Source organism: Polaribacter sp. SA4-10, assembly GCF_002163835.1.
GTDB lineage: Bacteria > Bacteroidota > Bacteroidia > Flavobacteriales > Flavobacteriaceae > Polaribacter.
Genome location: NZ_CP019331.1, coordinates 2,285,928 through 2,311,449, shown reverse-complemented (window position 1 = coordinate 2,311,449; position 25,522 = coordinate 2,285,928). Strand labels below are relative to the sequence as shown.

The 25,522-nt window shown below is 30.1% G+C and carries 30 protein-coding genes; 28 read left to right on the top strand and 2 right to left on the bottom strand.

What is annotated here, in order from left to right:
- Positions 1 to 44 precede the first annotated feature (44 nt).
- From gdhA to BTO04_RS09955, 17 genes are all read left to right on the top strand, one after another.
- A complete protein-coding gene (gdhA, locus tag BTO04_RS10035) occupies positions 45 to 1,400 on the top strand; it encodes an NADP-specific glutamate dehydrogenase (RefSeq protein WP_087564369.1) in 1,356 nt (451 codons plus the stop codon).
- A gap of 119 nt (positions 1,401 to 1,519) precedes the next feature.
- Positions 1,520 to 2,149 (top strand): LysE family transporter, encoded by a 630-nt coding sequence (locus BTO04_RS10030; RefSeq protein WP_087564368.1) that lies wholly within the window; start codon positions 1,520 to 1,522, stop codon positions 2,147 to 2,149.
- A gap of 3 nt (positions 2,150 to 2,152) precedes the next feature.
- Positions 2,153 to 2,995 (top strand): S9 family peptidase, encoded by an 843-nt coding sequence (locus BTO04_RS10025; RefSeq protein ID WP_087564367.1) that lies wholly within the window; start codon positions 2,153 to 2,155, stop codon positions 2,993 to 2,995.
- Between the two features lie 43 nt (positions 2,996 to 3,038).
- Entirely contained in the window at positions 3,039 to 3,434 is a 396-nt protein-coding gene (locus BTO04_RS10020; RefSeq protein ID WP_087564366.1) for an ACT domain-containing protein, read from the top strand.
- 2 nt (positions 3,435 to 3,436) lie between these two features.
- Positions 3,437 to 4,534, top strand: coding sequence for a DNA polymerase IV (gene dinB, locus BTO04_RS10015; RefSeq protein WP_087564365.1), 1,098 nt, complete (start codon positions 3,437 to 3,439; stop codon positions 4,532 to 4,534).
- A 14-nt stretch (positions 4,535 to 4,548) separates the two neighbouring features.
- On the top strand, positions 4,549 to 5,025 hold the full coding sequence (locus BTO04_RS10010) for a GNAT family N-acetyltransferase (protein ID WP_087564364.1): 477 nt from the start codon (positions 4,549 to 4,551) through the stop codon (positions 5,023 to 5,025).
- Positions 5,026 to 6,135 (top strand): FAD-binding oxidoreductase, encoded by a 1,110-nt coding sequence (locus tag BTO04_RS10005; protein ID WP_087564363.1) that lies wholly within the window; start codon positions 5,026 to 5,028, stop codon positions 6,133 to 6,135.
- Positions 6,136 to 6,139: 4 nt separating this feature from the next.
- Complete coding sequence (locus BTO04_RS10000) at positions 6,140 to 7,276, top strand: NAD(P)/FAD-dependent oxidoreductase (protein WP_087564362.1); 1,137 nt, start codon at positions 6,140 to 6,142, stop codon at positions 7,274 to 7,276.
- Positions 7,276 to 7,995, top strand: coding sequence for a methyltransferase domain-containing protein (locus BTO04_RS09995; protein ID WP_087564361.1), 720 nt, complete (start codon positions 7,276 to 7,278; stop codon positions 7,993 to 7,995). Before BTO04_RS10000 ends, BTO04_RS09995 begins: the two co-directional genes overlap by 1 nt.
- Before the next feature lie 58 nt (positions 7,996 to 8,053).
- Positions 8,054 to 9,106 carry a type III polyketide synthase gene (locus tag BTO04_RS09990; protein ID WP_087564360.1) on the top strand — a complete coding sequence of 351 codons (1,053 nt, stop codon included), beginning with the start codon at positions 8,054 to 8,056 and terminating at the stop codon, positions 9,104 to 9,106.
- Entirely contained in the window at positions 9,100 to 9,897 is a 798-nt protein-coding gene (locus tag BTO04_RS09985) for an SDR family oxidoreductase (protein ID WP_087564359.1), read from the top strand. The genes BTO04_RS09990 and BTO04_RS09985 overlap by 7 nt, the downstream gene beginning before the upstream one ends.
- 2 nt (positions 9,898 to 9,899) lie before the next feature.
- A complete protein-coding gene (locus BTO04_RS09980) occupies positions 9,900 to 10,340 on the top strand; it encodes a 3-hydroxyacyl-ACP dehydratase FabZ family protein (protein WP_087564358.1) in 441 nt (146 codons plus the stop codon).
- 44 nt (positions 10,341 to 10,384) lie between these two features.
- Positions 10,385 to 11,659 carry a beta-ketoacyl synthase gene (locus tag BTO04_RS09975; RefSeq protein WP_087564357.1) on the top strand — a complete coding sequence of 425 codons (1,275 nt, stop codon included), beginning with the start codon at positions 10,385 to 10,387 and terminating at the stop codon, positions 11,657 to 11,659.
- Positions 11,660 to 11,662: 3 nt separating this feature from the next.
- Positions 11,663 to 11,914: an acyl carrier protein gene (locus BTO04_RS09970; RefSeq protein WP_087564356.1), complete on the top strand. Its 252-nt coding sequence runs from the start codon at positions 11,663 to 11,665 to the stop codon at positions 11,912 to 11,914.
- The gene (locus BTO04_RS09965; RefSeq protein WP_087564355.1) at positions 11,914 to 12,480 is read left to right on the top strand and encodes a 4'-phosphopantetheinyl transferase superfamily protein; all 567 of its coding nucleotides are present in this window, start codon (positions 11,914 to 11,916) and stop codon (positions 12,478 to 12,480) included. Before BTO04_RS09970 ends, BTO04_RS09965 begins: the two co-directional genes overlap by 1 nt.
- Positions 12,481 to 12,487: 7 nt before the next feature.
- Positions 12,488 to 13,027 carry a YceI family protein gene (locus tag BTO04_RS09960; RefSeq protein ID WP_232455885.1) on the top strand — a complete coding sequence of 180 codons (540 nt, stop codon included), beginning with the start codon at positions 12,488 to 12,490 and terminating at the stop codon, positions 13,025 to 13,027.
- Entirely contained in the window at positions 13,008 to 13,466 is a 459-nt protein-coding gene (locus BTO04_RS09955) for a GreA/GreB family elongation factor (RefSeq protein ID WP_087564353.1), read from the top strand. The genes BTO04_RS09960 and BTO04_RS09955 overlap by 20 nt, the downstream gene beginning before the upstream one ends.
- Positions 13,467 to 13,564: 98 nt before the next feature.
- Here BTO04_RS09955 and BTO04_RS09950 read toward each other — a convergent pair whose 3' ends face one another.
- Complete coding sequence (locus BTO04_RS09950; protein ID WP_087564352.1) at positions 13,565 to 14,488, bottom strand: ABC transporter ATP-binding protein; 924 nt, start codon at positions 14,486 to 14,488, stop codon at positions 13,565 to 13,567.
- Between the two features lie 249 nt (positions 14,489 to 14,737).
- Here BTO04_RS09950 and BTO04_RS09945 point away from each other — a divergent pair, with 249 nt between their 5' ends.
- Positions 14,738 to 15,775, top strand: a complete 1,038-nt coding sequence (locus tag BTO04_RS09945) for an NAD(P)/FAD-dependent oxidoreductase (RefSeq protein ID WP_087564351.1) — start codon at positions 14,738 to 14,740, stop codon at positions 15,773 to 15,775.
- Between the two features lie 52 nt (positions 15,776 to 15,827).
- Here the strand turns inward: BTO04_RS09945 and BTO04_RS09940 are convergent, their stop codons facing one another.
- The gene (locus tag BTO04_RS09940; protein WP_087564350.1) at positions 15,828 to 17,984 is read right to left on the bottom strand and encodes a prolyl oligopeptidase family protein; all 2,157 of its coding nucleotides are present in this window, start codon (positions 17,982 to 17,984) and stop codon (positions 15,828 to 15,830) included.
- Positions 17,985 to 18,151: 167 nt separating this feature from the next.
- On the opposite strand from BTO04_RS09940, the gene BTO04_RS09935 reads away from it, so the two are divergent.
- The 10 genes from BTO04_RS09935 to BTO04_RS09890 all read left to right on the top strand — a co-directional run bounded on the left by BTO04_RS09935 (position 18,152) and on the right by BTO04_RS09890 (position 25,503).
- A complete protein-coding gene (locus BTO04_RS09935) occupies positions 18,152 to 18,622 on the top strand; it encodes a hypothetical protein (protein ID WP_087564349.1) in 471 nt (156 codons plus the stop codon).
- A gap of 309 nt (positions 18,623 to 18,931) precedes the next feature.
- Positions 18,932 to 19,291, top strand: coding sequence for a thioredoxin (gene trxA, locus BTO04_RS09930; RefSeq protein ID WP_087564348.1), 360 nt, complete (start codon positions 18,932 to 18,934; stop codon positions 19,289 to 19,291).
- Between the two features lie 227 nt (positions 19,292 to 19,518).
- A complete protein-coding gene (locus BTO04_RS09925) occupies positions 19,519 to 19,857 on the top strand; it encodes a PadR family transcriptional regulator (protein ID WP_087564347.1) in 339 nt (112 codons plus the stop codon).
- Positions 19,858 to 19,870: 13 nt separating this feature from the next.
- The gene (locus BTO04_RS09920; protein WP_087564346.1) at positions 19,871 to 20,524 is read left to right on the top strand and encodes a hypothetical protein; all 654 of its coding nucleotides are present in this window, start codon (positions 19,871 to 19,873) and stop codon (positions 20,522 to 20,524) included.
- A 3-nt stretch (positions 20,525 to 20,527) separates the two neighbouring features.
- On the top strand, positions 20,528 to 21,205 hold the full coding sequence (locus BTO04_RS09915; RefSeq protein WP_087564345.1) for a hypothetical protein: 678 nt from the start codon (positions 20,528 to 20,530) through the stop codon (positions 21,203 to 21,205).
- A gap of 2 nt (positions 21,206 to 21,207) precedes the next feature.
- The gene (locus BTO04_RS09910) at positions 21,208 to 21,864 is read left to right on the top strand and encodes a hypothetical protein (protein WP_087564344.1); all 657 of its coding nucleotides are present in this window, start codon (positions 21,208 to 21,210) and stop codon (positions 21,862 to 21,864) included.
- Positions 21,861 to 22,550 carry a hypothetical protein gene (locus tag BTO04_RS09905; protein WP_087564343.1) on the top strand — a complete coding sequence of 230 codons (690 nt, stop codon included), beginning with the start codon at positions 21,861 to 21,863 and terminating at the stop codon, positions 22,548 to 22,550. Before BTO04_RS09910 ends, BTO04_RS09905 begins: the two co-directional genes overlap by 4 nt.
- 11 nt (positions 22,551 to 22,561) lie before the next feature.
- Positions 22,562 to 23,269, top strand: a complete 708-nt coding sequence (locus BTO04_RS09900; RefSeq protein WP_087564342.1) for a hypothetical protein — start codon at positions 22,562 to 22,564, stop codon at positions 23,267 to 23,269.
- Between the two features lie 50 nt (positions 23,270 to 23,319).
- Positions 23,320 to 24,786, top strand: coding sequence for a DUF5687 family protein (locus BTO04_RS09895; RefSeq protein ID WP_087564341.1), 1,467 nt, complete (start codon positions 23,320 to 23,322; stop codon positions 24,784 to 24,786).
- Between the two features lie 21 nt (positions 24,787 to 24,807).
- Positions 24,808 to 25,503: an ABC transporter ATP-binding protein gene (locus BTO04_RS09890; RefSeq protein WP_087564340.1), complete on the top strand. Its 696-nt coding sequence runs from the start codon at positions 24,808 to 24,810 to the stop codon at positions 25,501 to 25,503.
- Positions 25,504 to 25,522: the final 19 nt, after the last annotated feature.

Genomic DNA, 25,522 nt, shown 5'->3' with positions numbered 1-25,522 from the left:
ACTATATTTGTTCTACTTAAATATTATTAAATTCATAAAAAAGTATGGCTAAAAAAGCAGAATTAAAGATAAATGAGTTTATGGAAATGGTTACAAAAAGAAATAACCATGAGCCAGAATTCTTACAAGCTGTTCAAGAAGTTGCAGAAACTGTAATTCCTTATATCGCTAATCACGATATTTACAATGGAAAAAATATATTGTTAAGGATGGTAGAGCCAGAGAGATTAATTTCTTTTAGGGTTTCTTGGGTAGATGATGACGGAGAGATACAAGTAAATAGAGGATATAGAGTTCAAATGAATTCTGCAATAGGACCCTATAAAGGAGGTTTGCGTTTTCACCCATCAGTGAATGCAAGTATTTTAAAGTTTTTAGCTTTTGAGCAAGTCTTTAAAAACTCTTTAACAACTTTACCAATGGGTGGAGGAAAAGGTGGTTCTGATTTTGATCCGAAAGGAAAGTCTGACAATGAAATTATGCGTTTCTGTCATTCTTTTATGAGTGAATTATTTAGACATATTGGTCATAATACAGACGTTCCTGCTGGAGATATTGGTGTTGGAGGACGTGAAATAGGCTTTATGTTTGGAATGTATAAAAAATTAAATAACACATTTACTGGAGTTCTTACGGGTAAAGGTGCTTCTTGGGGAGGATCTTTAATTAGACCAGAAGCAACCGGTTATGGTACTGTGTATTTCGCACAAAACATGTTATTGCGTAGAGAAGATTCATTTGATGGAAAAAAAGTAGTTATTTCTGGTTCTGGAAACGTAGCGCAATATGCTGCTGAAAAAGCAATAGAATTAGGAGCAACTGTTTTAACATTGTCAGATTCTGGAGGTTATATTTTAGATGAAGAAGGCATCAGCACAGAAAAGTTGAAGCACATAATGTACATCAAAAATGAAAAAAGAGGAAGAATAAGTGAGTATTTAGAGAAATATCCAAATGCAAAATTTGTTGCAGGAAAAAGACCTTGGTCTGTAAAATGTGATATTGCTTTACCATGTGCAACTCAAAATGAGTTAAATGGTGAAGAAGCAAAAGAATTGGTTAAAAATGGATGTATGTGTGTTTCTGAAGGTGCAAATATGCCTTCAACTCCAGAAGCAATTCATGAGTTTCAAAAAGCAAAAATGTTATTTGCCCCAGGAAAAGCAAGTAATGCAGGTGGTGTAGCTACTTCTGGTTTAGAAATGAGTCAGAATTCATTACGTTTAAGCTGGTCTCGTAAAGAAGTTGATGACAAATTAAAAGATATTATGGAAGACATTCATGATTCATGTGTACAATATGGAGAAAATGAAGATGGTTCTATAGATTATATCAAAGGTGCAAATATTGCTGGTTTTGTTAAAGTTGCAGATGCAATGTTAGCACAAGGAGTTGTATAAAACATCAAATTAAATTTAATATAGAAAATGCATCAATTTATTTGATGCGTTTTTTTTTGTGCATACTATTTAAAAAAGTAATCTTTACAGAGAGAATAGTACAAAAAATATTTTTATAGATGATTTTGATTTTTCACCTTTTATTTGGTTTTATTTTTTCATTTATTGGCTCAATTACGCCAAGTATGTTAAATATGACAGCATTAAAAATTAGTTTAGAGAAAAATGAAACAGCAGCTAATTATTATAATTTAGGTGTTTCTTTAATTGTTTTTATTCAAACTTATATTGCAGTAATTTTAACAAATTACATTTCAAAAAATCCAAGTTTTTTAGAGAGTTTAGAAAAAGCAGGAATCTTTATATTTATTCTTTTATCTTTTTATTTTTACAGACAATCAAAAAAAGAAAAAACCCAAGTTAAAGCAAGTAACACAAAAAAAGGAAGCTCTTTTTTATCAGGAATAATTTTATCTTTTTTAAATATGTTTGCAATTCCTTTTTTCTGCGGAATAGTGGCAACATTAGCTCTTTTTAATTTGTTTAATTTCGATATATTTCCAGTACTATTTTTTGTTTTTGGTGCGGGAATTGGGTCGTTTTTTATCTTATTCTTATATGCAAAATATGCAAAACAAATTCAGAAAAAAGCAGGAAAAATAACAAAAGATATTAATTTGGTATTAAGTGTTTTAACAGGTTTATTTGCGGTATTAACACTTTTTAAACTATTTGTTTTAAACGATTAAAAAATGAAGATTTCTAAAGATATAATTTTACAAGGAAAGCATAACAAACCAATTCTTACAGATGTGTTTTTTAAAGAAACTCATCAACAAAAACCAGTGGTAATTTTTTGTCACGGTTACAAAGGTTTTAAAGATTGGGGCGCTTGGAATTTAATGGCAGAAGCTTTGGCAAAAGCAGGGTTTTTCTTTATAAAATTCAACTTTTCTCATAACGGAGGAACTGTTGAGCAACCCATAGATTTTCCAGATTTAGAAGCTTTTGGAACTAATAATTACACAAAAGAAGTAGCTGATCTAGAAACTGTAATAGATTGGATTTCTACAAATCATGATTTTAAAAACGAAGTTAATATTGATGCTATTTCTCTGATAGGGCATAGTAGAGGCGGCGGAATTGTTTTGTTAAAATCGAATGAAGATGCTAGAATTAAAAAGGTGATTACTTTGGCAGGAGTTTCAGACTATAAAAGTAGATTTCCAAAGAACGAAAAACTCCAAGAATGGAAAGAAAAAGGTGTTTTTTATGTAAAAAATGGAAGAACTCATCAAGAAATGCCGCATTTTTATCAATTTTACGAAGATTTTATAAAAAATGAAAATCGATTAAATATTCAAAAAGCCGCTCAAAATTTAAAGATTCCACAGTTAATAATTCATGGAGATAATGATACTTCTGTATTGATTAATGAAGCAGAAAGTTTAAAAAAATGGAATCCAAACAGTGAGTTTAAAATTATAGAAAACGCAAATCACGTTTTTAATGTTTCTCATCCTTGGGTTAAAAAGAGCAGTTCAGAGGCATTTGAAAAAACAATCAAAAGTTGTATTAATTTTTTAAAACAGTAAACTTTTTGTTTTTGTATTTTTGAATAACCAAAAAACAAAAATCATGAGTGGCGAAAAAAATTTAACCAATTTACTAAAAGGACTACAACCCGTTTTAAATGCAGGGGAGTATGTTTTTGTAACGGTTTCAGATTTTGAAAAAATAGGAAGAAAAGACACCTTGTTTGAGTTTAAGGAAGCAGAAGGAATTACTGTTGTTTTAGAAAAAAACAAAGCGCAGGCCTTAAAATTACCCTACCAATTTGTGAGTGCTTGGCTTACATTAAAAATCCACTCCTCTTTAGAAGCCGTTGGTTTAACAGCAGCCTTTTCTACGGAATTAACAAAACATCAAATAGCGTGTAATGTTGTTGCAGGGTATTATCATGACCATATTTTTGTCGATATAAAAGAGGCTCAAAAAGCACTTGAAATTTTAACAAACTTAGCTCAAAAATAACCTTGGAACTACACCCTCCATTTCGGAAAATAATTCATGTAGATATGGATGCTTTTTATGCATCGGTAGCAGAATTAGACAATCCAGAATTAAGAGGAAAAGCGATTGCAGTTGGTGGTGAAGGTAGAAGAGGAGTTATCTCTGCAGCAAGTTATGAAGCACGTAAATTCGGAGTAAAATCTGCAATGAGTGGCAGTTTAGCAAAACAAAAATGTCCACATCTTATTTTTGTTACAACAGATTTTGAACGTTATAAAGAGATTTCATTAAAAGTGAGAGAAATTTTTTATGAGTACACAGATTTAGTAGAGCCACTTTCTTTAGATGAAGCCTATTTAGACGTTACAGAGAATAAGAAAGGGAATGCTTCTGCAAATGATATTGCCAGAGAAATTAGAGAGCGTATTTATGAAGAAACAGGCTTAAGAGCGTCAGCCGGAATTTCTATTAACAAATTTATAGCAAAAGTAGCTTCAGATATTAACAAGCCAAATGGACAAAAAACAGTACATCCAGATGAGGTTCTTCAATTTTTAGAAGAACTACCTGTCAATAAATTTTATGGAGTTGGTAAAGTTACCAGTGCAAAAATGTACAATTTAGGAATTTTTGTAGGGAATGATTTAAAGAAAAAAACAGTAGAAGAATTAACTAATTTATTTGGTAAATCTGGAACACATTATTACAATATTGTACGCGGAATTCATAACAGCGAGGTAAAACCAAATAGAATTCGTAAATCTATTGCAGCAGAAAGAACTTTTAATGAAAACATTTCATCGGAAATTTTTATGCTAGAAAGATTAGAAAAGATTGCTGATGAAATAGAAATACGCATGAAAAAGTCTGATACCAAGGGAAAAACAATTACTTTAAAAATTAAATATTCAGATTTTACGCAACAAACCCGTAGTAAAACTGTGGCTAATTTTATGCAACAAAAAAAAGAGTTTTTTCCGATAGTTAAAGCGCTACTATTTCAAGAAAAATTACAGAATTCCGTACGCTTATTAGGGCTTTCTTTTGGGAATTTAAATACCGAAAATAAAGAACCTATTTGGGTTCAATTAAAGTTTAATTTTGACCCACAGCGTCTTTAACTACTCTCAATAGAATGAGCACAAGAATAGAAAGAACAAACTCAGAAAACAGAGATTTCATTAAATTAGTAAAAAAATTAGATGCATATCTAAAAACTACCGATGGAGATGAACACGATTTTTACAATCAGTTTAATCATATTGATGTTTTAAAGAATATTGTGGTAACTTATGTTGATACTGAAATAAATTCAGCACAAGTGAAAGTTGCAGTCGGTTGTGGAGCGATCAAAAAATTTGACAACAACACTGTTGAAGTAAAAAGAATGTTTGTTTGCTCTGAAAATAGAGGTTCGGGAGTTGCACAAAAAATACTCCAAGAACTAGAAACGTGGGCAAAAGAACTTGGGTATAAAAATTGTATTTTAGAAACAGGAATAAGACAAGTAGAGGCTGTAAGGTTTTATAAAAAGTGTAATTATAAAATTATTCCCAATTACGGACAATATAAAAATATGGAAAATAGCATTTGCTTTAAAAAACGACTATAAATGGATTACAGTTACTGGGAATTAAAAGAATGGTTTACAAACATTGATTTTACCATTGTTGGTAGTGGAATTGTGGGTTTAAATTGCGCTTTAGAATTGAAGAAAAAGTACCCTAAAGCAAAAATTTTAATGCTAGAAAAAGGCATGTTGCCACAAGGCGCAAGTACTAAAAACGCTGGTTTTGCTTGTTTTGGAAGCCTATCTGAATTAATAGACGATTTAGACTCTCATACGGAAGAAGAGGTTTTTAATTTAGTAGATAAGCGATGGAAAGGTTTACAATTACTGCGTAAAAATTTAGGGGATAACAATATCGATTTTCAGCAAAATAAAGGGTTTGAATTGTGTGAAGACCAAGCTTTTTTTTCGGAATGTATTTCTCGTAAAAATGAAATTAATGCGTTATTAAAACCGATTTTTAATACTGATGTTTTTTCAGTTTCTGATAATACTTTTAGTTTTAAAAAAGTGCACCAACAATATATTGTAAACAATTTTGAAGGTCAAATTGATACCGGAAAAATGGCGTTTGAACTGCTACAGAAAGTTCAAAATTTAGGCGTTAAAATTTTAAATAATATTAGTGTTGAACACTTTATAGAAAATCAAAATAAAATACACGTAAAAACCAACAGGTTAGATTTTTATACTAAAAAAATATTTATTACAACCAATGGTTTTGCTTCGGAACTTTTACAAGAAAACGTACAACCAGTAAGAGCACAAGTTTTAATTACAAAGCCAATTAAAAACCTACAGATAAAAGGCACTTTTCATTTAGAAAAGGGATATTACTACTTTAGGAATATAGATAATAGAATTCTTTTTGGAGGAGGAAGAAACCTGGATTTTAAAACGGAAGAAACAACCGTATTTGGTCAGACAGAAATTATTCAAAATCAATTAGAAAAAATCTTAAAAGAGACAATTTTACCAAATACAGCCTTTGAAATTGAACACAAATGGAGTGGAATTATGGGTGTTGGAAATCAGAAAAAAGCAATCGTTAAACAGCTTTCAGATAATGTGTTTTGTGGCGTTCGTTTAGGAGGCATGGGTATTGCAATTGGTAGTTTAGTAGGTAAGGAATTGGCAGATTTACTTAATTAGCACTATGAAAGAAAACCCTAAAAAATTTGATGTGATTATAATTGGAGGAGGTTTGGCTGGTTTGTGTAATGCAATTCACCTATCTAAATTCGATAAAAAAGTTTTATTGATTGAAAAAAATGACTACCCAAAACACAAAGTTTGTGGGGAATATATTTCTAATGAAGTACTACCGTATTTAGAATTTCTTAATGTGAATCCTTTTAATTTTGGGGCAGTAAAGATTAATAAGTTTCAACTTTCTACGACTAAAGGTAATTTAATTTCAGCAAAATTACCTTTGGGCGGATTTGGAATTTCTCGGTATAAGCTGGATTTTGAGTTGTCAAAAAAAGCTGTGAAAAATGGGGTAACCCTATTAAAAGACATTGTTGTTAATGTTGATTACTCCAATGATTCTTTTTTAATACAAACGAAAGAAAATAAAACATACACCTCTAAAATCACAATTGGAGCATTTGGGAAAAGAAGTCTTTTGGATGTAAAAATGAACCGTAATTTCATTAAAAAAAAATCACCTTATTTAGGAGTGAAACTTCATGTAAAAGGAAATTTTCCAGAAGATTTAGTAGCGCTTCATAATTTTAAAGGAGGATATTGTGGTGTTTCTAAAGTAGAAAATAACGCGATTAATTTGTGTTATATCACCAATTTTTTATCCTTCAAAAAATATAAAAATATTGAGGATTTTCAAGAGAAAGTAGTTTTTAAAAATCAATTTTTAAAAGAGATATTTACTACTTCCGAAGCTATTTTTGAAAAACCATTAACGATAAGTCAGATTTCTTTTGAAACAAAAAAACCAGTAGAAAATCATATTTTAATGTGTGGCGATTCTGCAGGAATGATTCACCCTTTATGCGGAAACGGAATGAGTATGGCAATTCAATCTGCTCAAATGGCGTCTAAATTAATTCTAAATTACTTGAATGGAGCGTTAAATTCGAGAAATGAACTCGAAAAGCAATATATTAGGCAGTGGAATAAAAAATTTAGTTTTCGTTTAAAAACGGGTCATTTCATTGCAATGTTGTTTAGAAAAGATAAAATTGCAGCTGTTTTACTTCAAGTTTTAAAGAAATTACCTTTTTTATTACCCATTATTATCAAACAAACTCACGGAAAATTAATGAAAGTTTAATGGATTTTTTCATCAACACAAAAAACAGAACAGACAAGGAAGAGTTGATGGACGATTTTTCTATTGGAGGAGATTTGTTACGTGATACTTTAGATAAATTAGAAAATATAAATCGTTGGTTAGGCGGCAATTTAGTCACCGTAAATTCGCTGAAAAAAATTTTAAAAAACCATCCAAAAGAACAGGAATTAAGCATCGTAGATATTGGCTGTGGACATGGCGATATTTTAAGGGATGTTGCTAAGTTTGGTAGAAAAAATGGCTACAAAATGAAGTTGTTAGGAATCGACGCAAACCCAACAGCAATAGAATATGCAAATGAACTATCGACCGAATTTCATGAATTAAGTTTTAAAACGGAAGATATTTTTTCTAAGGAGTTCAAAAAAAGAAAATTTGATGTTGTTTTAGCAACATTATTTCTGCACCACTTTAAAGAAGAACAATTGGTGTCTTTTTTAGAAAACACATTAAAGCAGACAAAAATAGGAGTGGTTGTAAACGACTTGCACAGACATAAATTGGCATATTATTTATTTATGTTATTATCGGTATTTATCAAAAATAAGATGATTATTGAAGACGGCTTAACTTCCGTTTTAAGAGGGTTTAAACGAAAAGATTTAGTGATGATCTCTCAAACATTAAATATAAAACCACAAATATCATGGAAATGGGCTTTTCGATATCAGTGGATATTAATAAGAACAGAGTTTTGATTTTGAGATTTAAACTTGTGAATTCCGTGAAAAAAAATAATTGTGAGAAAAAAATATTATGAAAGTAAAAATAACATCAGTTGCAAAACAGCTGCCAAAATATTATAGAGAAACAAAAGATATTATTCCGTTTGTAAAACTCTGGATGCAAAATCAAGATACTCGTTTTCAGCGAAAAGTAATTAAACTTTTTGAAGGAGCTGGCGTTGATAAGCGCTATTCAATTATGGACCCTGAAGAAGTTTTTATAGCAACTTCTTTTGAAGAGAAAAACAATATTTACGCACGAGAAGTGGTAAAGTTAGGGGAACAATCTCTAAAAAAAGCATTAGAAAAAGCATACCTAAAAGCTACCGATTTAGATTATATTATTACCGTAAGTTGCACGGGAATTATGATTCCTTCGATGGACGCATATTTAATTAATTCCTTAGGAATGAAACAAGATATTGTGCGTTTACCAGTTACGGAAATGGGCTGTGCAGCAGGAGTCTCGGGAATTATTTATGCAAAGAATTTTTTAAAATCAAATCCAAACAAAAGAGCTGTTGTTATTGCGGTTGAAGCGCCAACAGCCACGTTTCAATTAGACGATTTTTCGATGACAAATATTGTAAGTGCAGCTATTTTTGGTGATGGTGCATCTAGTGTAATTTTGTCTTCATATGAAGAAGATAAAGGCCCGGAAATTATTGATGAAGCCATGTATCATTTTTACGATGCTACAGAAATGATGGGTTTTAATTTGGTTAATACAGGTTTACAAATGATCTTAGACAAGGAAGTTCCGCAGAAAATATCAGACCATTTTCCGGCCATTGTACATCCTTTTTTAGAAAGAAATAACTTAACAATTGAGGATATAAATCATTTGATTTTTCATCCTGGAGGAAAAAAAATCGTGCAAACTGTAGAAGACTTATTTGGTGTTTTGGGTAAAAATATTGATGATACAAAAGAGGTTTTAAGACTGTATGGCAATATGTCTAGCGCAACGGTGCTGTATGTTTTAGAGCGGTTTATGGATAGAAACCCGGCAAAAGGAGAACGAGGTTTAATGCTGAGTTTTGGCCCTGGGTTTTCTGCACAAAGAATTTTGTTAGAATGGTAAGAGAATTTCAGGATAAAAATTATTGGGCGTTTGTTTTAGGAGGTTCAATGGGGTTGGGTTTGGCTACTGCAAAAAAGTTGGCAAAACACGGTATGAATATTTGTGTGGTTCATAGAAACTCAAGAGCTCAAATTGTTTCGATAGAAAAGGATTTTGATGAAATTAGAAATGAAAACATTGAGTTTATTTCTTTTAATATTGATGCTTTAAACGTAGAAAAAAGAGCTAAAGTTCTTCACGATTTTGAAGAAAAATTAGGAAGAAAAGGCAAAGTAAAAACCTTGGTTCATTCGATAGCAAAAGGGAACTTAAAACCCATGTATTCTGAAGAGACCCAAGTATTGCAAAATGACGATTTCCAAATTACCATTAATGCAATGGCAATAAGTTTATATGATTGGTTTCAGGCAATTTTTGACAAAGAATTATTTGCTGAGGACGCAAGAGTTATTGGTTTTACAAGCGAAGGAAATTTAAAACCTTGGAAAAATTATGCTGCGGTTTCTGCTGCAAAAGCAACTTTAGAAGCGATTACAAGAAACATTGCTTTAGAGTTTGCTGAATTCGGAATTAGAGCAAATTGCATTCAAGCTGGTGTTACAAATACCGCTTCTCTTAATATGATTCCTGATAGTGAAGAAATTAAAAATCATACCTTAAAAAGAAATCCATTTAAAAAATTAACAACTCCAGAAGATGTTGCGAATGTAGTTTACTTGTTAAGTAAGGACGAGGCTTCTTGGATTAATGGAACGATTATAAAAGTAGATGGAGGCGAAAGTTTAAATTAGAAATGGACCAAAAACAGCTCATACAATATTTACCCTATAAAAAACCATTTTTGTTTGTGGATGAAATTACTGAAATTTCAGAAAATGGCGTTTCAGGAAATTATACATTCAAGGAAAGCGAGTTTTTTTATAAAGGTCATTTTAAAGACAACCCAGTAACACCTGGTGTAATTTTGACGGAAACGATGGCTCAAATCGGTGTGGTTTGTTTGGGGATATATTTACTAGAAGAGGAAATTTCATCAGAAAAAAAACCACAAATAGCACTAACGTCAAATCAAATTGATTTCTTTTTACCGGTGTACCCCAATGAAAAAGTAAAGGTGGTTTCAGAAAAAGAGTATTTTAGATTTAACAAATTAAAGTGTGCAGTAAAAATGTATAATCAAAAGAACGAATTGGTTTCTAGAGGAACCATTTCAGGGATGATTGTGGCTAAATAGATAGAGATGCTGAAGCAAGTTCAGCACAAGTAAATTGAGCATAAATGAAAAATAGAGTTGTTATTACTGGTTTAGGAGTTGTTGCTCCAAATGGTGTTGGTTTAAAAGCATTTACAAAGGCTATTAAATCTGGAACGTCAGGAATTACTTTTCATCAAGAATTAAAAGACAAAGGTTTTTCTTGCTGTATTGGTGGAATTCCAGAAGTTTCAGAAGAAAAAAAGTTAGAATATTTATCTCCGTTACAATTACGAGGATTTAATAGCACTTCTATTTTATATGGTTGTATGGCGGGAATTGACGCATGGAAAGATGCTGGTTTTTCTGTGGATGAAAATTCAAATTTAGATTATGATTCAGGGTTAATTTTTGGCACAGGAACTTCAGGGATTGAGAAATTTAGAGAATCGATTTATAAGATTGATGATCAAAAAGTAAGACGTTTAGGAAGTACTTCTGTAGTGCAAACCATGGCGAGTGGCATTTCTGCCTATTTAGGCGGAATTTTAGGTTTTGGAAATCAAGTGACTACAAATTCATCAGCTTGTACAACCGGAACAGAAGCATTGTTATTAGGTTTTGAACGCATAAAAAACGGAAAAGCAAAGCGCATGTTAGTGGGTAGCTCTAGCGATAGTAGTTTATATACTTGGGGTGGTTTTGATGCGATGCGCGTGATGACGTATAAGCACAATGAAACGCCAGAGAAAGGCTCTAGACCCATGAGTGAAACAGCATCAGGATTTGTGCCAGGAAGTGGAGCTGGAGCGCTAGTTTTAGAGTCTTTAGAAAGTGCATTAGAAAGAAAAGCAACTATTTATGCAGAAGTTTTAGGAGGAAATATAAATTCTGGCGGACAAAGAAATGGTGGCACATTAACGGCTCCAAATTCAGAAGCTGTTCAGAAATGTATTACAGATGCATTATTAGATTCAGACATATCCTCAGCAGAAATAGATGTGATAAACGGTCATTTAACCGCCACTTCAAAAGACGGCTTAGAAATAGAAAATTGGACCAATGCTTTACAAAGAAAAGGAGCTGATTTTCCTTATATAAATTCGTTAAAATCAATGGTTGGTCATTGTTTAGCAGCTGCAGGTGCTATTGAATCGGTAGCTTCTGTGCTTCAAATTAAAGAACAGTTTGTATTCCCAAATATTAATTGTGAAGACATTCATCCAGAAATATCTGAATTGATTGATGCTCAAAAAATTCCGACTAAAATAATAGAAAAAGACATTGATATTATTGCAAAAGCAAGTTTTGGTTTTGGCGATGTAAATGCTTGTGTTATCTTTAAAAAATATATTTTATAAAAAATGAAAAAAGAAGAATTAATCTTAAAATTAAAAGCGATTGTAAAACCGTACATTCAAGATGAAGAAGCTTTTAAAAACTTAACCGAAGAAACCGATTTTATTAATGATTTAAAAATAAATTCGGCAAATTTAGTGGATGTTATTTTGGATGTTGAAGATGAGTTTGACATCGAAATAGATAACGATTCTATGGAAAAAATGCTTTCTGTAAAAGCGGCCATAGAAATTATTGAAGAAAAGCTATCAGCGTAATGATTGGTAATGATATTATTGATTTAGAATTGGCAAAAACGCAAAGTAACTGGCAACGCAAAGGGTTTTTAGAAAAACAATTTACAGCTAAAGAACAAAAACTTATTTTAAATTCTCAAAATCCATTTTTACAAGTTTGGTTGTTTTGGAGTATGAAAGAAGCGGCTTACAAATGTTATACTCAAAAGCATAAAAAACGATTTTTTGCTCCTAAAAAGTTTGAGTGTACTGTAATTAGTAAAGATAAAGGAATCGTAGTTTTTGAAGAAAACACATTTTATACAGTATCTGTTTTTAATACACTTTATATGTCTACAATCGCCAGAGAAAAAAAAGAAGAAACTGTTATTTTTTCTGAAATTGGTTTGCCAAGCGCAATAGATTTAGATTTGAAAATAAAACTAGCAGCAGAAACAGGTGTTTCAGTTGAAGGCATAGAGAAGAGAAAAACAACTATTGGTGCGCCACTTTTTTATTATCAAGAAGAATTATTAATAAAATCATGCTCAATTTCTCATCATGGAAATTACGGAGCGTATGCTTTTAATTTAGGTTTTAAATTTTAATATATTGATGAGACTTAAAATTATATTACTGGTTTTTGTATTGGGTGCTTTCACTTGTTTTTCACAAGAGTTGGTGCAAGATAAAACAGCCTCTAAAATTACATTTACAATAAAGAATTTTGGATTTAATGTACCTGGTAATTTTAATCAATTTATAGCTTCCAGTAATTTTAGTGCGAGTAATTTAAAGGGAAGTTTTTTGAATGTAAAAATAGGCGTATCATCAATATTTACAGATTCAGAGGCTAGAGATAAACACCTTTTAGAGGTAGATTATTTTAATATTAAAAAGTATCCGAATATTGTATTTGAATCTATTGCAATAGAGAAAATAACCAGCGCTAAATATTTACTAAAAGGTTTTATAACAATTAAAGGAATCAAGAAAAGGGTAGAAACCATATTAAATGTAACCACCTCTAAAAGCACAGTAACAATTTTGACTGATTTTTCTCTAAATAGAAGAGACTTTGGTGTTGGTGGCAGTAGTTTTTTGCTTTCTAAGGAAGTGAATATTAAAATGAAGTATGTTGGTAATAAAAATTAAAGAAGCGCTTTTTAGCCAATGTAAAGCGTTTGTAAATAAACGTGCAAAAACGGTTGAAGAAATCATTTCATCAAACCAAAAAGCTTTGCAATCTGAAACTAAAAGTTCTGCTGGTGACAAGCATGAAACTGGTAGAGCAATGCTACAGTTAGAAATGGAAAAAGCAGGTCAGCAATTAGCTGGAATTAACCAAATGAAAGAAATTTTAGCAAAAGTTAGTGTTTCTAAAACGTCTAAAATTGGACATTTAGGAAGTGTTATTTATACTGATAAAGTCAATTATTTTTTAAGTATAAGTGTAGGCAAGTTAACAGCTTGTGGGGATGATTTTTTTGCGATTTCTGTTTCTTCTCCAATAGGGAAATTGTTATTAGGGAAGCAACAAAATGATGAGGTAGTTTTTAATGGAAATGCAATTAAGATTACTAAAATAGGTTAAGGTATTTTGCTATTCCTGATAACGTAGGATTCTATAATAGAGTGCTTTTATATTGTTGTTTTCACTAGAATAACAAATAGAAATAAGTAATCCTTATTTTATTTAAAAATTAAAAACACGTTTTCACCTTTTTCCAAATTTGAAGCGTGATTAAAAAACACTTTTTGTTCATTAAATTCTGCTTCTAGTAACCAATAAGAACCTTTAAAATAAGAATTTAAAACGGTTGCTTTTAAGTCTGATTTATCAATAATTTTAATTTGATGAGGGTATAACAAAACCTTTTTATTATTGATGATAATTTCATTTACATCATCAAACAAAGCAGCAACATATTTCTCTTTTGGATTGTTGTAAATTTCTTTTGGAGAATCGTTTTCTATTATTTTATTATCTTTTATTACAATTAGTTTATCTGCAAAAGAGAGTGCATCACTTTTATCATGCGTAGCAACAATACAAGCAATGTTTTTTTCTTTTAAATAGCGGAATAAATTTCTTCTTAAAGAGTTTTTTTTGAAGTTATCTATTTGCCCAAAAGGCTCATCTAATAATAACAATTCAGGTTCTTTTGCCAAAGCTCTAGCAATAGCAACACGCTGTTTTTGTCCGCCACTTAAGTTCTTTACTTTAGTGTTTTCAAAAGCGGTCATTTCTATTACTTCTAATAATTCTTGCGTTCGTTTTTCACTTTCTTCAGGGTAAAAACGAGATAAGAATTTTTTAATATTTTCAGAGACAGAAATGTAGGGCATTAAATCAAAATCTTGTGCAACATATTTAAAAAAATCCATTCCTGGAACTAAATGTTTTTTTGGTCCCAAAACCGGTTGCTCTTTCCAAAAAATAGTTCCTTTTTTTAAATCTAGTAACCCATAAATTGTTTTTAAAAGTGTAGATTTTCCACAACCACTTTCTCCCATTACACAAAGATGTTCTCCTTGTTTTAAAGAGAAATTAAATGCTTCTAAAACAGGTTTGTTTTTTTTGTATTTAAAAGAAATATGATTGACTTTTAGCATGTTGCAAAAATAGGTTTTCTATTTGGTTTGTGATCACTAAAAATTGGCAAGTATGCTTGCGTTAACGATTGAAGCATTTGTTTGAGCTCTTTTTTGAGAAACGAAAAAAAAGCGAGTGCGAAAAGCGTGACCCTTGTGGTAACGCCCAAATATCAAAAAAAATAGCATTAAAAACTTTATTAAGAACTAATCTCATAATTTAAGTGTACCCTTTTTAAATAGGTTAGTTTTGTGGCTCTAAAACAATACATGAAGGATTATATAATTATAGGTGCTGGTCAATCTAGTTTGGCGATTGCTTACCATTTAAGTAAACAAAACGCTAATTATTTAATCGTTGATGCAAATACTGAAACAGGTGCTCCTTGGTTAAAAAGATGGAATTCTTTAAAATTATTTACTCCTTCTGAATTTAATAGTTTACCAGGCATGGATTTTCCTTATGAAAAGGGATATTATGCAAATAAATACGAAGTAGCAGATTATTTAAAAGCCTACGTTTCAAAATTTAATATTCCTATTAAATTCAACCAAAAAATAACTTCTTTAAAAAAAGAAAAGGATGTTTTTATCTTAAAAAGTGATACAAAAACATTTGAGGCAAAAAATGTGATTATAGCTACTGGCCCTTTTCATAAACCCTTTACTCCTGCTTGTCACACAAAAATATCAAAAGAAATAATCCAAATTCATAGCGAGCATTATAAAAGTCCAGATCAATTACAAGACGGCGCAACATTAGTTGTAGGAGCTGGAGATTCTGGGGTACAGATTTTAAATGAAATTTCGCAAACAAATAGCGCTGTTTATTTCTCTGGAAATACAAATATTGTTTCTCTTCCACAGGAATTTTTAGGAAAAACATTATGGTGGTGGTTTAGTAAAACAGGTTTTTTAACGGCACACAAATACTCTTGGATTGGTAAAAAACTAAGCAAAAACGGACAACCCGTTATTGGAACAGACGTAAAAACGTTGTTTAAGAAACAAAACATTACTTGTGTTGGTAGAACGCTTGATGCAGATGATGAAACCATCATCTTTGAAAAGCAAAAAATAAATGATATTAAAAATATTGTTTGGGCTACAGGTTTTAAACCTAATTTTAACTGGATTGAAGGTATTGAATTAGATGAGAACCATTATCCGAAAAACTATAGAGGTGTAAGTGATATTGAAGGTTTGTATTTTTTGGGACTTCCTTGGTTATATACTAGAGGTTCTGCTACTTTAGGAGGCGTTAAAAAAGATGCGGAATACTTGAATAATTATATGGCTAAAAAATAAAAAGGTAACTGTTATTTACAGCTACCTTTTTTATTAAAATAGTTTCTATAAATTATGATTTGATTTTACTTTTTGGTGGATTTGGTAATTGATCAAACCCCATATTAAATAATGTGAATCCAAAAATATCTGAATATTGTTCTATTGTTTTGGTAACAGGAGTTCCTGCTCCATGACCCGCATTTGTTTCAATTCTAATTAAAACAGGGTTTTCACCAGCTTGTTTTTCTTGTAATTCTGCCGCAAATTTAAAACTGTGCGCAGGTACAACTCTATCATCATGATCTCCTGTAGTTATTAAAGTTGCAGGATATTTTGTTCCTTTTTTTACATTATGAACAGGAGAGTACCCTTTTAAATAATCAAACATTTCTTTACTCTGGTCTGCAGTTCCATAATCATAAGACCAACCTGCTCCTGCAGTAAATGTGTGATAACGTAACATGTCTAAAACACCAACTGCTGGTAAGGCAACTTTCATTAAACCGGGTCTTTGTGTCATTGTTGCTCCCACTAATAAACCTCCATTTGATCCTCCTCTAATTGCTAAATACTCTGAAGAAGTATATTTTTCTGCAATTAAGTATTCTGCAGCAGCAATAAAATCATCAAAAACATTTTGCTTTTTAAGTTGCGTTCCTGCATCGTGCCATTTTTTACCATATTCGCCACCACCACGTAAATTAGGAACAGCATAAACGCCTCCTTGTTCCATCCAAACTGCATTTGCAATACTAAAACTTGGAGTTAAACTAACATTAAAACCTCCATAACCATATAAAATAGTTGGGTTTTTTCCGTTTAATTTCACCCCTTTTTTATGAGTAATTATCATTGGGACTTTTGTTCCGTCTTTTGATGTATAAAAAACTTGATTACTTATATAAGCATCAGAATTAAAATTGATAGTTGGTTTCCAATAAGACTCATAAGTTCCGTCTTTTGGATTAAATTTATATGATGAGTTTGGTGTGTTGTAATTAGTAAATGAAAAATACAATTCTTTATCTTCTGTTTTTCCTCCAAAACCACCAGCAGAACCAACCCCAGGTAATTTTACTTCTCTAATTAAATTTCCATCAAAATCATATTGTAAAACTTTAGAAACTGCATCCACCATATATTCTGCAAAGAAATATCCAGCACCAGAATTTAGGCTTAAAACATTTTCAGTTTCAGGAATAAAATCTTTCCAATTTTCAACTGTAGGATTTGCAGCATCAACCGTAACTACTTTTTTATTAGCAGCTTTTAAATTAGTCACCAAATATAATTTGCTTTCTCTATTTTCTGTTACATATGTATCACTATCAAAATTATCTATAACCGTTATTAATTTAGAATTTTCTACGGATACATCTTTGATAAATAATTTATTTCCAGAGGTTGAGGTTGAAGCAGTAATAACTAAATACTTATTGTCTTCAGTTAAATAACCGCTTACATATCTGTGTTTTTCTGAAGGTTTTTCTCCAAAAATAACGGGATCATTTTTTTGTGAAGTTCCTAACTTATGGTAATATAATTTGTGTTGATCTGTTTTTGCAGAAAGCTGACTTCCTTTTGGTTTATCATAACTAGAATAGTAGAAACCTTCGTTTTTATACCAAGAAATTCCAGAGAATTTTACATCTACCAAAGTATCTTCTTTAATGAGTTTAGATGTTGCGTCTATAATAATTATTTTACGCCAATCAGAACCACCTTCAGAAATTGAATAGGCAACTGTTTTTCCGTCTTTAGAAAAACTTAAAGTACCTAAAGAAGTTGTAGCGTCATCAGAAAAAGTATTTGGATCTAAAAAAACCTCTTCCTTATCATCTTTCTTTCTATAAACAACATATTGGTTTTGTAAACCATCATTTTTATAAAAATAAGTATAACCGCCTTCTTTAAAAGGGATTCCTACTTTTTCGTAATTCCATAATTCTGTTAAACGAGATTTTAATTGTTCTCTATACGGAATTTTGCTTAAATAATTGAAAGTAACTTCATTTTCTGTGGTAACCCAAGACTCTGTTTCTTTACTTCTATCATCTTCTAACCACCTATAATTATCTACTACTTTTGTTCCAAAAATGGTATCTACAATAGCCTTTTTACTTGTTTCTGGGTAATTCACTTCTATATCTCTTTGTTTAATTTCTTCTTTACAAGAAACAAAAATTGCACTTGCAAACATGATAATACTAATCAAATTTTTATTCATGGTGAGTGGATGCTTTTATGTTAACTCAAAGTTACTGCAAAAAAACAGGTCTATTCTACTTGTATTTAATGTTTTAACACTATTTAACATTTTGAATGTGTTTTCTTTAATAACTTGTGAAGTATCAATTATAAAAACATTTTTTTTGGAAAAAAAAGTACTGAAATATGATAAAAAAAATAATTACAGTCATAATACTTCTTCTTTTAATAGGTTGGTTTGTAGGTAATTCTGATTGGCATTTAAACAGAAATACCCATAATGTTTTACCAATTGGTTTTTTGAAAAAAGTAACTACAAATTTTTATGATGATGACCGCGGAAGATGTTGGGAACTGCTACCCCATAGTAAGAATATATTTCATCAACCAGAAGAAGAAAGTAAAGCGATAGAAAATCCGTATTCGAATGTAGATTTGCTGCCTCCATTTGATACTAAAAACCCAAACATTAAATTTTTATCGGAACTAGAAAATGGGTGCTCTTACGAAGCAATTTTACAGCCAGATGGAACCTACTTGACAACAGGAAGAAAGCAAGGAACGTATAATTATTCGCATCCAAGTGGCTTTTTTGGGACTTTTAAACACGTAATTTTGGATGTAATTCCTCATTTTTTTAATGATGATTATAAGTAGATTTAATTAGAACCTTGGGCGGAACTTCTTGTTTGTTTTCTCAAAAGAAATGAGCAACTAATATTAAAAAGAAGAACTATTTTTATAAGTGTCTTAGAACAAGAGGAAACCTATTATTTTGGATTTTTTTATAATTCAGTTGTGAGTAAAAATGCCTTGACTACAGGTTTTTTTTGATCTTTTCTTAATTTTTATAAGAGAAGTGATATTTATCGACCTAAAAAACGACTATTTTTGCGAAATCTTTTCTACGTTGGAAAAGACAAATTAATGAAATCTCAATTACCTTGAGAAAAATAGTGTATTATTATGACAGAAAATTTAACAAAAGAAGCCTTTTTAGAAAAGGTTTTTAATTTCGAAAACAACCAAGAATGGGATTTTGAAGGAAAAGTACCCGCAATTATAGATTTTTATGCAGATTGGTGTGGACCCTGTAAAACCATTGCGCCAATTTTAGAGCAATTGTCTGAAGAATATGGGGATAAAATAAATATTTATAAAATAGATACAGAAGCAGAACAAGAATTAGCTGCTGCATTTGGCATTAGAAGTATTCCTTCTATGTTGTTTTGCCCAATGGAAGGACAACCGCAAATGGCAAATGGCGCTTTGCCAAAACAAGAACTTGAGCGAATTATTGCTGATGTTTTAGAAGTGGAGAAGTAATTTTTACATTCTGTGCTTGTGTTGAATCTAGTTCAGCACAAGTACAAAAATCTATTTTAATAGACTTATATAATCCTGAGGAAATTAATTCTCAGGATTTTTTTATTAAAGGAAAAAATGCATAAGAGTTTTATACATAAGAAAATTATGTATATATTTGGTTGCGAATCACCACAGATATTTTTTTTGAGTAGATTCAATAAACAAACGATTACACATTTCACAACATGGGAAATCAGAAATTATACAAAGGTTCTTTACAAACCATCATTTTAAAGTTATTAGAAAGTAACGATAAAATGTATGGTTATGAGATTACACAAAAAGTAAAGGAACTCACCAAAGGCGAATTAAAAATTACTGAAGGTGCTTTGTACCCTGCATTACACAAATTAGAAGCCGATGGTTTGTTAGATGTTGAGGTTGCAAAAGTAGGAAACCGCTTAAGAAAATACTACAAACTTACAGAAAGCGGATCTAAAGAAACTGCCAATAAGTTGGAAGAAATGCAAGAGTTTTTAAGAACGATGCAACATTTGGTGAATCCTAAATTTAGTTTAGAGTAAGATTTTATACGCTATGGAAATCACAACAAAACAAATACAACAAGTAGAAACCTATCTTGATAAAAAAAGCTTTGATTTTATTGATTTAAAAGTAGAAGTTTTAGACCATATGATTTCTGACATTGAAAGCTTCTTGGATAACAATTATTCTTTTGAGAATGCTTTTAAACGAACTGTTTTAAAATGGGATCAACATTTTAAAGATACATCTAGTTTCTATTTTGGTCTTCAATATCACGAATCTAAGATTGTAGTAAAAAAAGCAATAAAAATGTTTAAGCCTTTTTACTTCTTGTACCTCTCAGCATATATTTTACCTGTACTATTTCTTAAGAATTTTTCAATTATTTTTTCTAAAAATACAATCTATTTATTAAATGGTTTTTTGAATTTAATTACCGCTGTGTTTTTAATCTACGTAATCTTTATCATTATAAAAGTTATAAAATCGAAAGTAAAAACAACCTATCGTTTTATTCTAAGAACTCAGTATTTAGGGATGATTTTTCTAGTGATTCCTTTGTTGATAGGAAGTCATTTTAATGATAAAGGAAACTTAGAGCCTGTTTTTACGGGCTTTCTTTGTGGTGGTTTCGCAGTAACTTATATCTGCCATTATTTTTTTAAAAAACACCAAGAGGCCGTCAATACATATAACGTTTTGTAAGCTATGGAATTATCAAAAGAACAACTCTTACAAATAGACAATTACATTTTTAGTTGTGGTATTAAATTTTATGATGTTAGAACAGAAATTGTAGATCACTTTGCTAATATTTTAGAACAAAAGTTAGATAAAAACCAGGACTTAAATTTTAGACAAGAAATTATAAATATTCATAAAAATTTTAGCGAGAGAGGTTTTCAAAATTTATTAAAAGAGAAAACCAAATCTGTTCAAAAAAGATTTTATAAAGCATCATTTAAACACTTTATTACCTTTTTTAAACTTCCTAAAATAATTATTACGGGTGCTTTTTTTTATGGGTTATTAGAAGTGATGCATTTAATAGAAGATAAAGAAGTCTTTTTCCAACTCTTAACAGTTTCAGGGTATGTAACTGTATTTAGTTTTTTTTTGATTTCATATTTTAAAAAGAAGAAGAAAAAAGAGTTATTTCTAGCTTTAGACATGAATAATAATCTAGTTATTATTATAAATAACGCTATTATTTACTTTAATACAATTACAATTTTTAGAAATGAAGAAAGTTTTTTAAATCCAATTTATAATAATATTCAATTAGTAATTTTTGTATTGGCTTTATTATTTTATTGGTCTTGTCAATCTGTTTATAATCAAAACAAAAAAATAGTTAAAGAACAATATCCAAATATTTTGGTATAATCATGGAAATCACAAAAGAGCAAATACAATATATAGATAATCGTCTGAAGAAAGAAGGCATAAAATACTGGGACATTAGAATAGAAATGGTAGATCATGTGGTTTCTGATTTAGAAAAAAACGCAAAAACCAGTGATTTTAAAATTGAATTAGATGTTACTTTAAAAAGAATTGGTTGGTCAGGAAACTTATCAGATATAAATAGAGAAAGTTGGCAAAACGTAAACAGATATTATAGAAAAATGTATCATAAAGGATTTGTGCATTTTTTTAAGAAATTTAAGAATGTTTCAATTTTTGCAACGTCACTTTTGGTGTTTTATGTTGTTTCTGAAATGATTTCATTTAAGGCATTTAAAAATTTGAGTTTTACCTTATTTGTCGCTCCCATGCTTTTTGTACTCATAGAGTTTGTGAAATCATTATTTAAAAAATATGGTAGATCCGTGAACTTAGATTATGGCTTTATGTACTTATTAATGAGTTTTTTAATTTTAAACGCTTTTCCGCATTTTTTTATAGATCAAACCGAAACTGTACAAAAGATAGTTTGGTTTGTTATACTTTCTGTTCATTTCATAGCTTTTTATTCTGGCTACCATTTGTACAAGAAAACAATTCTTAAGGTTGAAGAAATGAGAAAACAATTACTATCATGAAACTAACCCCAGCCCACATAGAAGAGCTCTATAAGTTTACCAGAAAACATTTTGTAGAACATTATGATGTGCAAACAGAATTGGTAGATCATTTAGCAAATGATATTGAAGAAATTTGGCAGGCACAACCACATATATCATTTCAAGAAGCTCGTGACAAATCCTTTAAAAAATTTGGTGTTTTTGGTTTTATGGATGTTGTTAGTGCCAAACAAAAACAACTAAGTAAAAGGTATACCAAGATTTTATGGAAGTTTATGAAAGCATGGTTTTCTATTCCCAAACTATTTTTAACACTCTTAATTTTTACGTTCTTTTACACTTTGGTGGGTTTTAGAATTAACAATATTATTATTGATGTTTTCCTAATCTTATTAACGATCCTACAGATTTTTTTAGCTTCGAAACTATTGAGAAAAGCGAATAAAAGACTTAAAGAAAAAAAAAGGAAATATATGTTAGAAGAAATGATTTTTAGAACAGGCTCTTTAAATTCAATCCTTCTTTTTTCTAACTTTCTTAGCCTATCAAATTTCTCTGATGGTATAACCTCTATATGGGGAAAATGCATCTTTTCGAGCTTAATAACGATGGCAATTATTTTCTCCTACATCAGCTTAATTATTATCCCACAAAAAGCAGAAGAATTGCTGCAAGAAAACTATCCGGAATATAAACTTGGTTAAATTTTTTATTGATGAAACTAACAACAAATCAAATAGATGAACTTTTTAAATTTACACGTAAACATTATGTTTATCATTATGATGTACAATCTGAGTTGGTAGATCATTTGGCCAATGATATAGAAAGTACTTGGAAAGAAACACCGAATTTATCATTTGAACAAGCCAGAGATAAATCATTCAAAAAATTCGGAATTTTTGGCTTTATGGATGTAATAGAAGCAAAACAAAAAGCCATGAATAAACGCTACAGAAAAATATTGTGGCGCTTTTTTAAAGAATGGTTTACATTACCTAAAGTAGTAACTACAATAGCTGTTTTTTTATCAATTTTCTTCTTTTTAAAAATTCCATTTTCAGAATATATTTTATTAGGAACGCTTTTTATTTTTGTAGTTTTCGATTTAATAAATCAATTTAGGAACAGAAAAAATCAAAAACAAAAGAAACAAAAGAAAGAAAAAATATTTTTATTAGAATCTATGATTGGCGAAACTAAAGGAGGTTTTACAGGAATAACACTTATCAACGCATTCAATTTTGTTAATTTGTCTCATGTAAACTTTAGTGCTTTAGAGATTCATTGGTCTATTATTGTTTCATTAACAGCAACCTTGTTAGGTGTTTTGTTTTATGTGATTAATTACATCATTCCACAAAGAGCAGAAGAATTATTAGAGGAAACCTACCCAGAATATAAACTTGTTAATAATCTGTAACAAAATCAATTTTTAACCTACTTATTATCAATCAAATTAATGACTAAAATATGATTTCACATTTTTTAAAACTAGAATGGAAACAATTTGTTCGTTCTGCTGCCTTTGGAAAAAGCATTGCTGTAAAAATACTTATGGGCTTTTTTGCTCTCTATTTTATTCTTACTTTCCTAGCAATTGGTGTTGGAGGTTATTTTATTTTAAAGAAAGAATTTCCAGATTCAGATCCTTTAGAACTTGTAAACTCTTACTTGCTTTTTGCAATTCTAGGAGATTTAATTTTCAGGTATTTAATGCAAAAATTACCAATTATGAATATAAAACCAATGCTTATTTTACCAATTAAAAAAAGTAATCTGGTGCATTATGTTTTAGGAAAATCATCTTTCTCATTTTTTAATATTTTGGGCTTGTTTTTTTACATTCCTTTTGCAATTGTTTTAATAAAAGAAGGCTATAACACAACGGGGGTATTAGGGTGGTTATTTACAATGATATTAATTATTCAGTCTGCAAATTTTTTAAATTTTTTAATCAATAAAAACAACATTGCTTTAGTTGTTATTGCTGCAATCTTATTGTCTTTAATTGGTTTACAAAAGTTTAATATTTTAGATGTTGTTAGTTATGGAGGTCAAGTATTTAATGCTATTTATGCAAACCCTATTTTTTCTTTAATTGGTGTTGTTGTTTTGGTCGTATTATATCAGTTAAATTATAAACAATTGCGAAACCAAGTATATTTGGACGAAGCAGTTGCAGCTAAAGTAGAAGAAGCAAAATCTGCAGATTTATCTTTTACAGACAGGTTAGGAGATGTTGCTCCGTTTATAAAAAATGATATGCGTTTAATCTGGAGAAATAAAAGAACAAAAACAGTTTTCTTAATGTCTTTTCTATTTCTTTTTTATGGTTTAATTTTCTTTACAAATGAAATGTATGCAAAAATGCCAGCAATGTTAATGTTTGCATCTTTATTTATTACTGGAGGTTTTGCCTTAAATTATGGTCAGTTTATTCCAGCTTGGGATAGCGCACATTATAAAATGTTAATGAGTCAGAGTTTTAGGTACAGAAAATTTTTAGAATCAAAATGGGTTTTAATGGTCTCAATGACCACAATTCTTTATGTATTAAGCTTCCCTTATTTGTATTTTGGGATAGATGTTTTTTTAATGATAACTGTAGGAGCAATTTTTAATATTGGGTTTAATTCTCTCTTTTTATTGTATGCAGGTTCTTTTAATAGAAAAAGAATAGACTTAACAAAAGGTGGTTTTGGAAACACACAGGGAACAAGTGCAACACAGTTTCTTATTATAATTCCATTAATGTTATTTCCGATGTTATTGTTTTGGGTTTTTAACAAGTTTGTAGGTTATAATTCAGGCTTTATAATAGTTGCAAGCATAGGGTTAATTAGCTTACTGTTTAAAAACTATGCTATGAGTTTCATCGAAAATAAATACATTAAAGACAAATATGTTATGATTAACGCTTTTGAAAAAGAAGCATAATTAAAATTTAAAACACACAAAATGATTACAATAGATACTATATCAAAAAAATACGGAAAGGCAGAAGTATTAAATGTTTCGTCTATAGAAATTCCAACAGGGCAAAGTTTTGGTTTGGTTGGTAATAATGGAGCAGGAAAAACAACGTTATTTAATATTTTATTAGATTTAATAAGACCAACAACAGGAACGATTACAACTAATGATATCGTTGTGAATAAGAGTGAAGACTGGAAAGTCTTTACCGGATCTTTTATTGATGAATCTTTTTTAATTGGTTATTTAACGCCAGAAGAATATTTCGATTTTATTGGCGATTTAAGAGAAATGAATACCGCTGATGTTGCTACATTTCTATCTCAATTTGATGAGTTTTTTAATGAAGAAATTATTGGGAAGAAAAAATATTTAAGAGATTTAAGTAAAGGAAATCAAAAAAAAGTGGGAATTGTTGCTGCTATGATGGGCAATCCACAAGTGGTAATTTTAGATGAACCGTTTGCAAATCTAGATCCAACAACACAAATTAGACTTAAAACAATTATAAAAGAGTTAACTGAAAAAGGAGGTATTACTGTTTTAGTTTCTAGTCACGATTTAAGTCATGTAACAGAAGTTTGTGAAAGAATTGTGGTTTTAGACAAGGGAATTGTTGTAAAAGATATTAAGACTTCTACAGAGACTTTAAAAGAATTAGAGAGCTATTTTTCTGTATAGGTCAGGTATTCTTAATTTA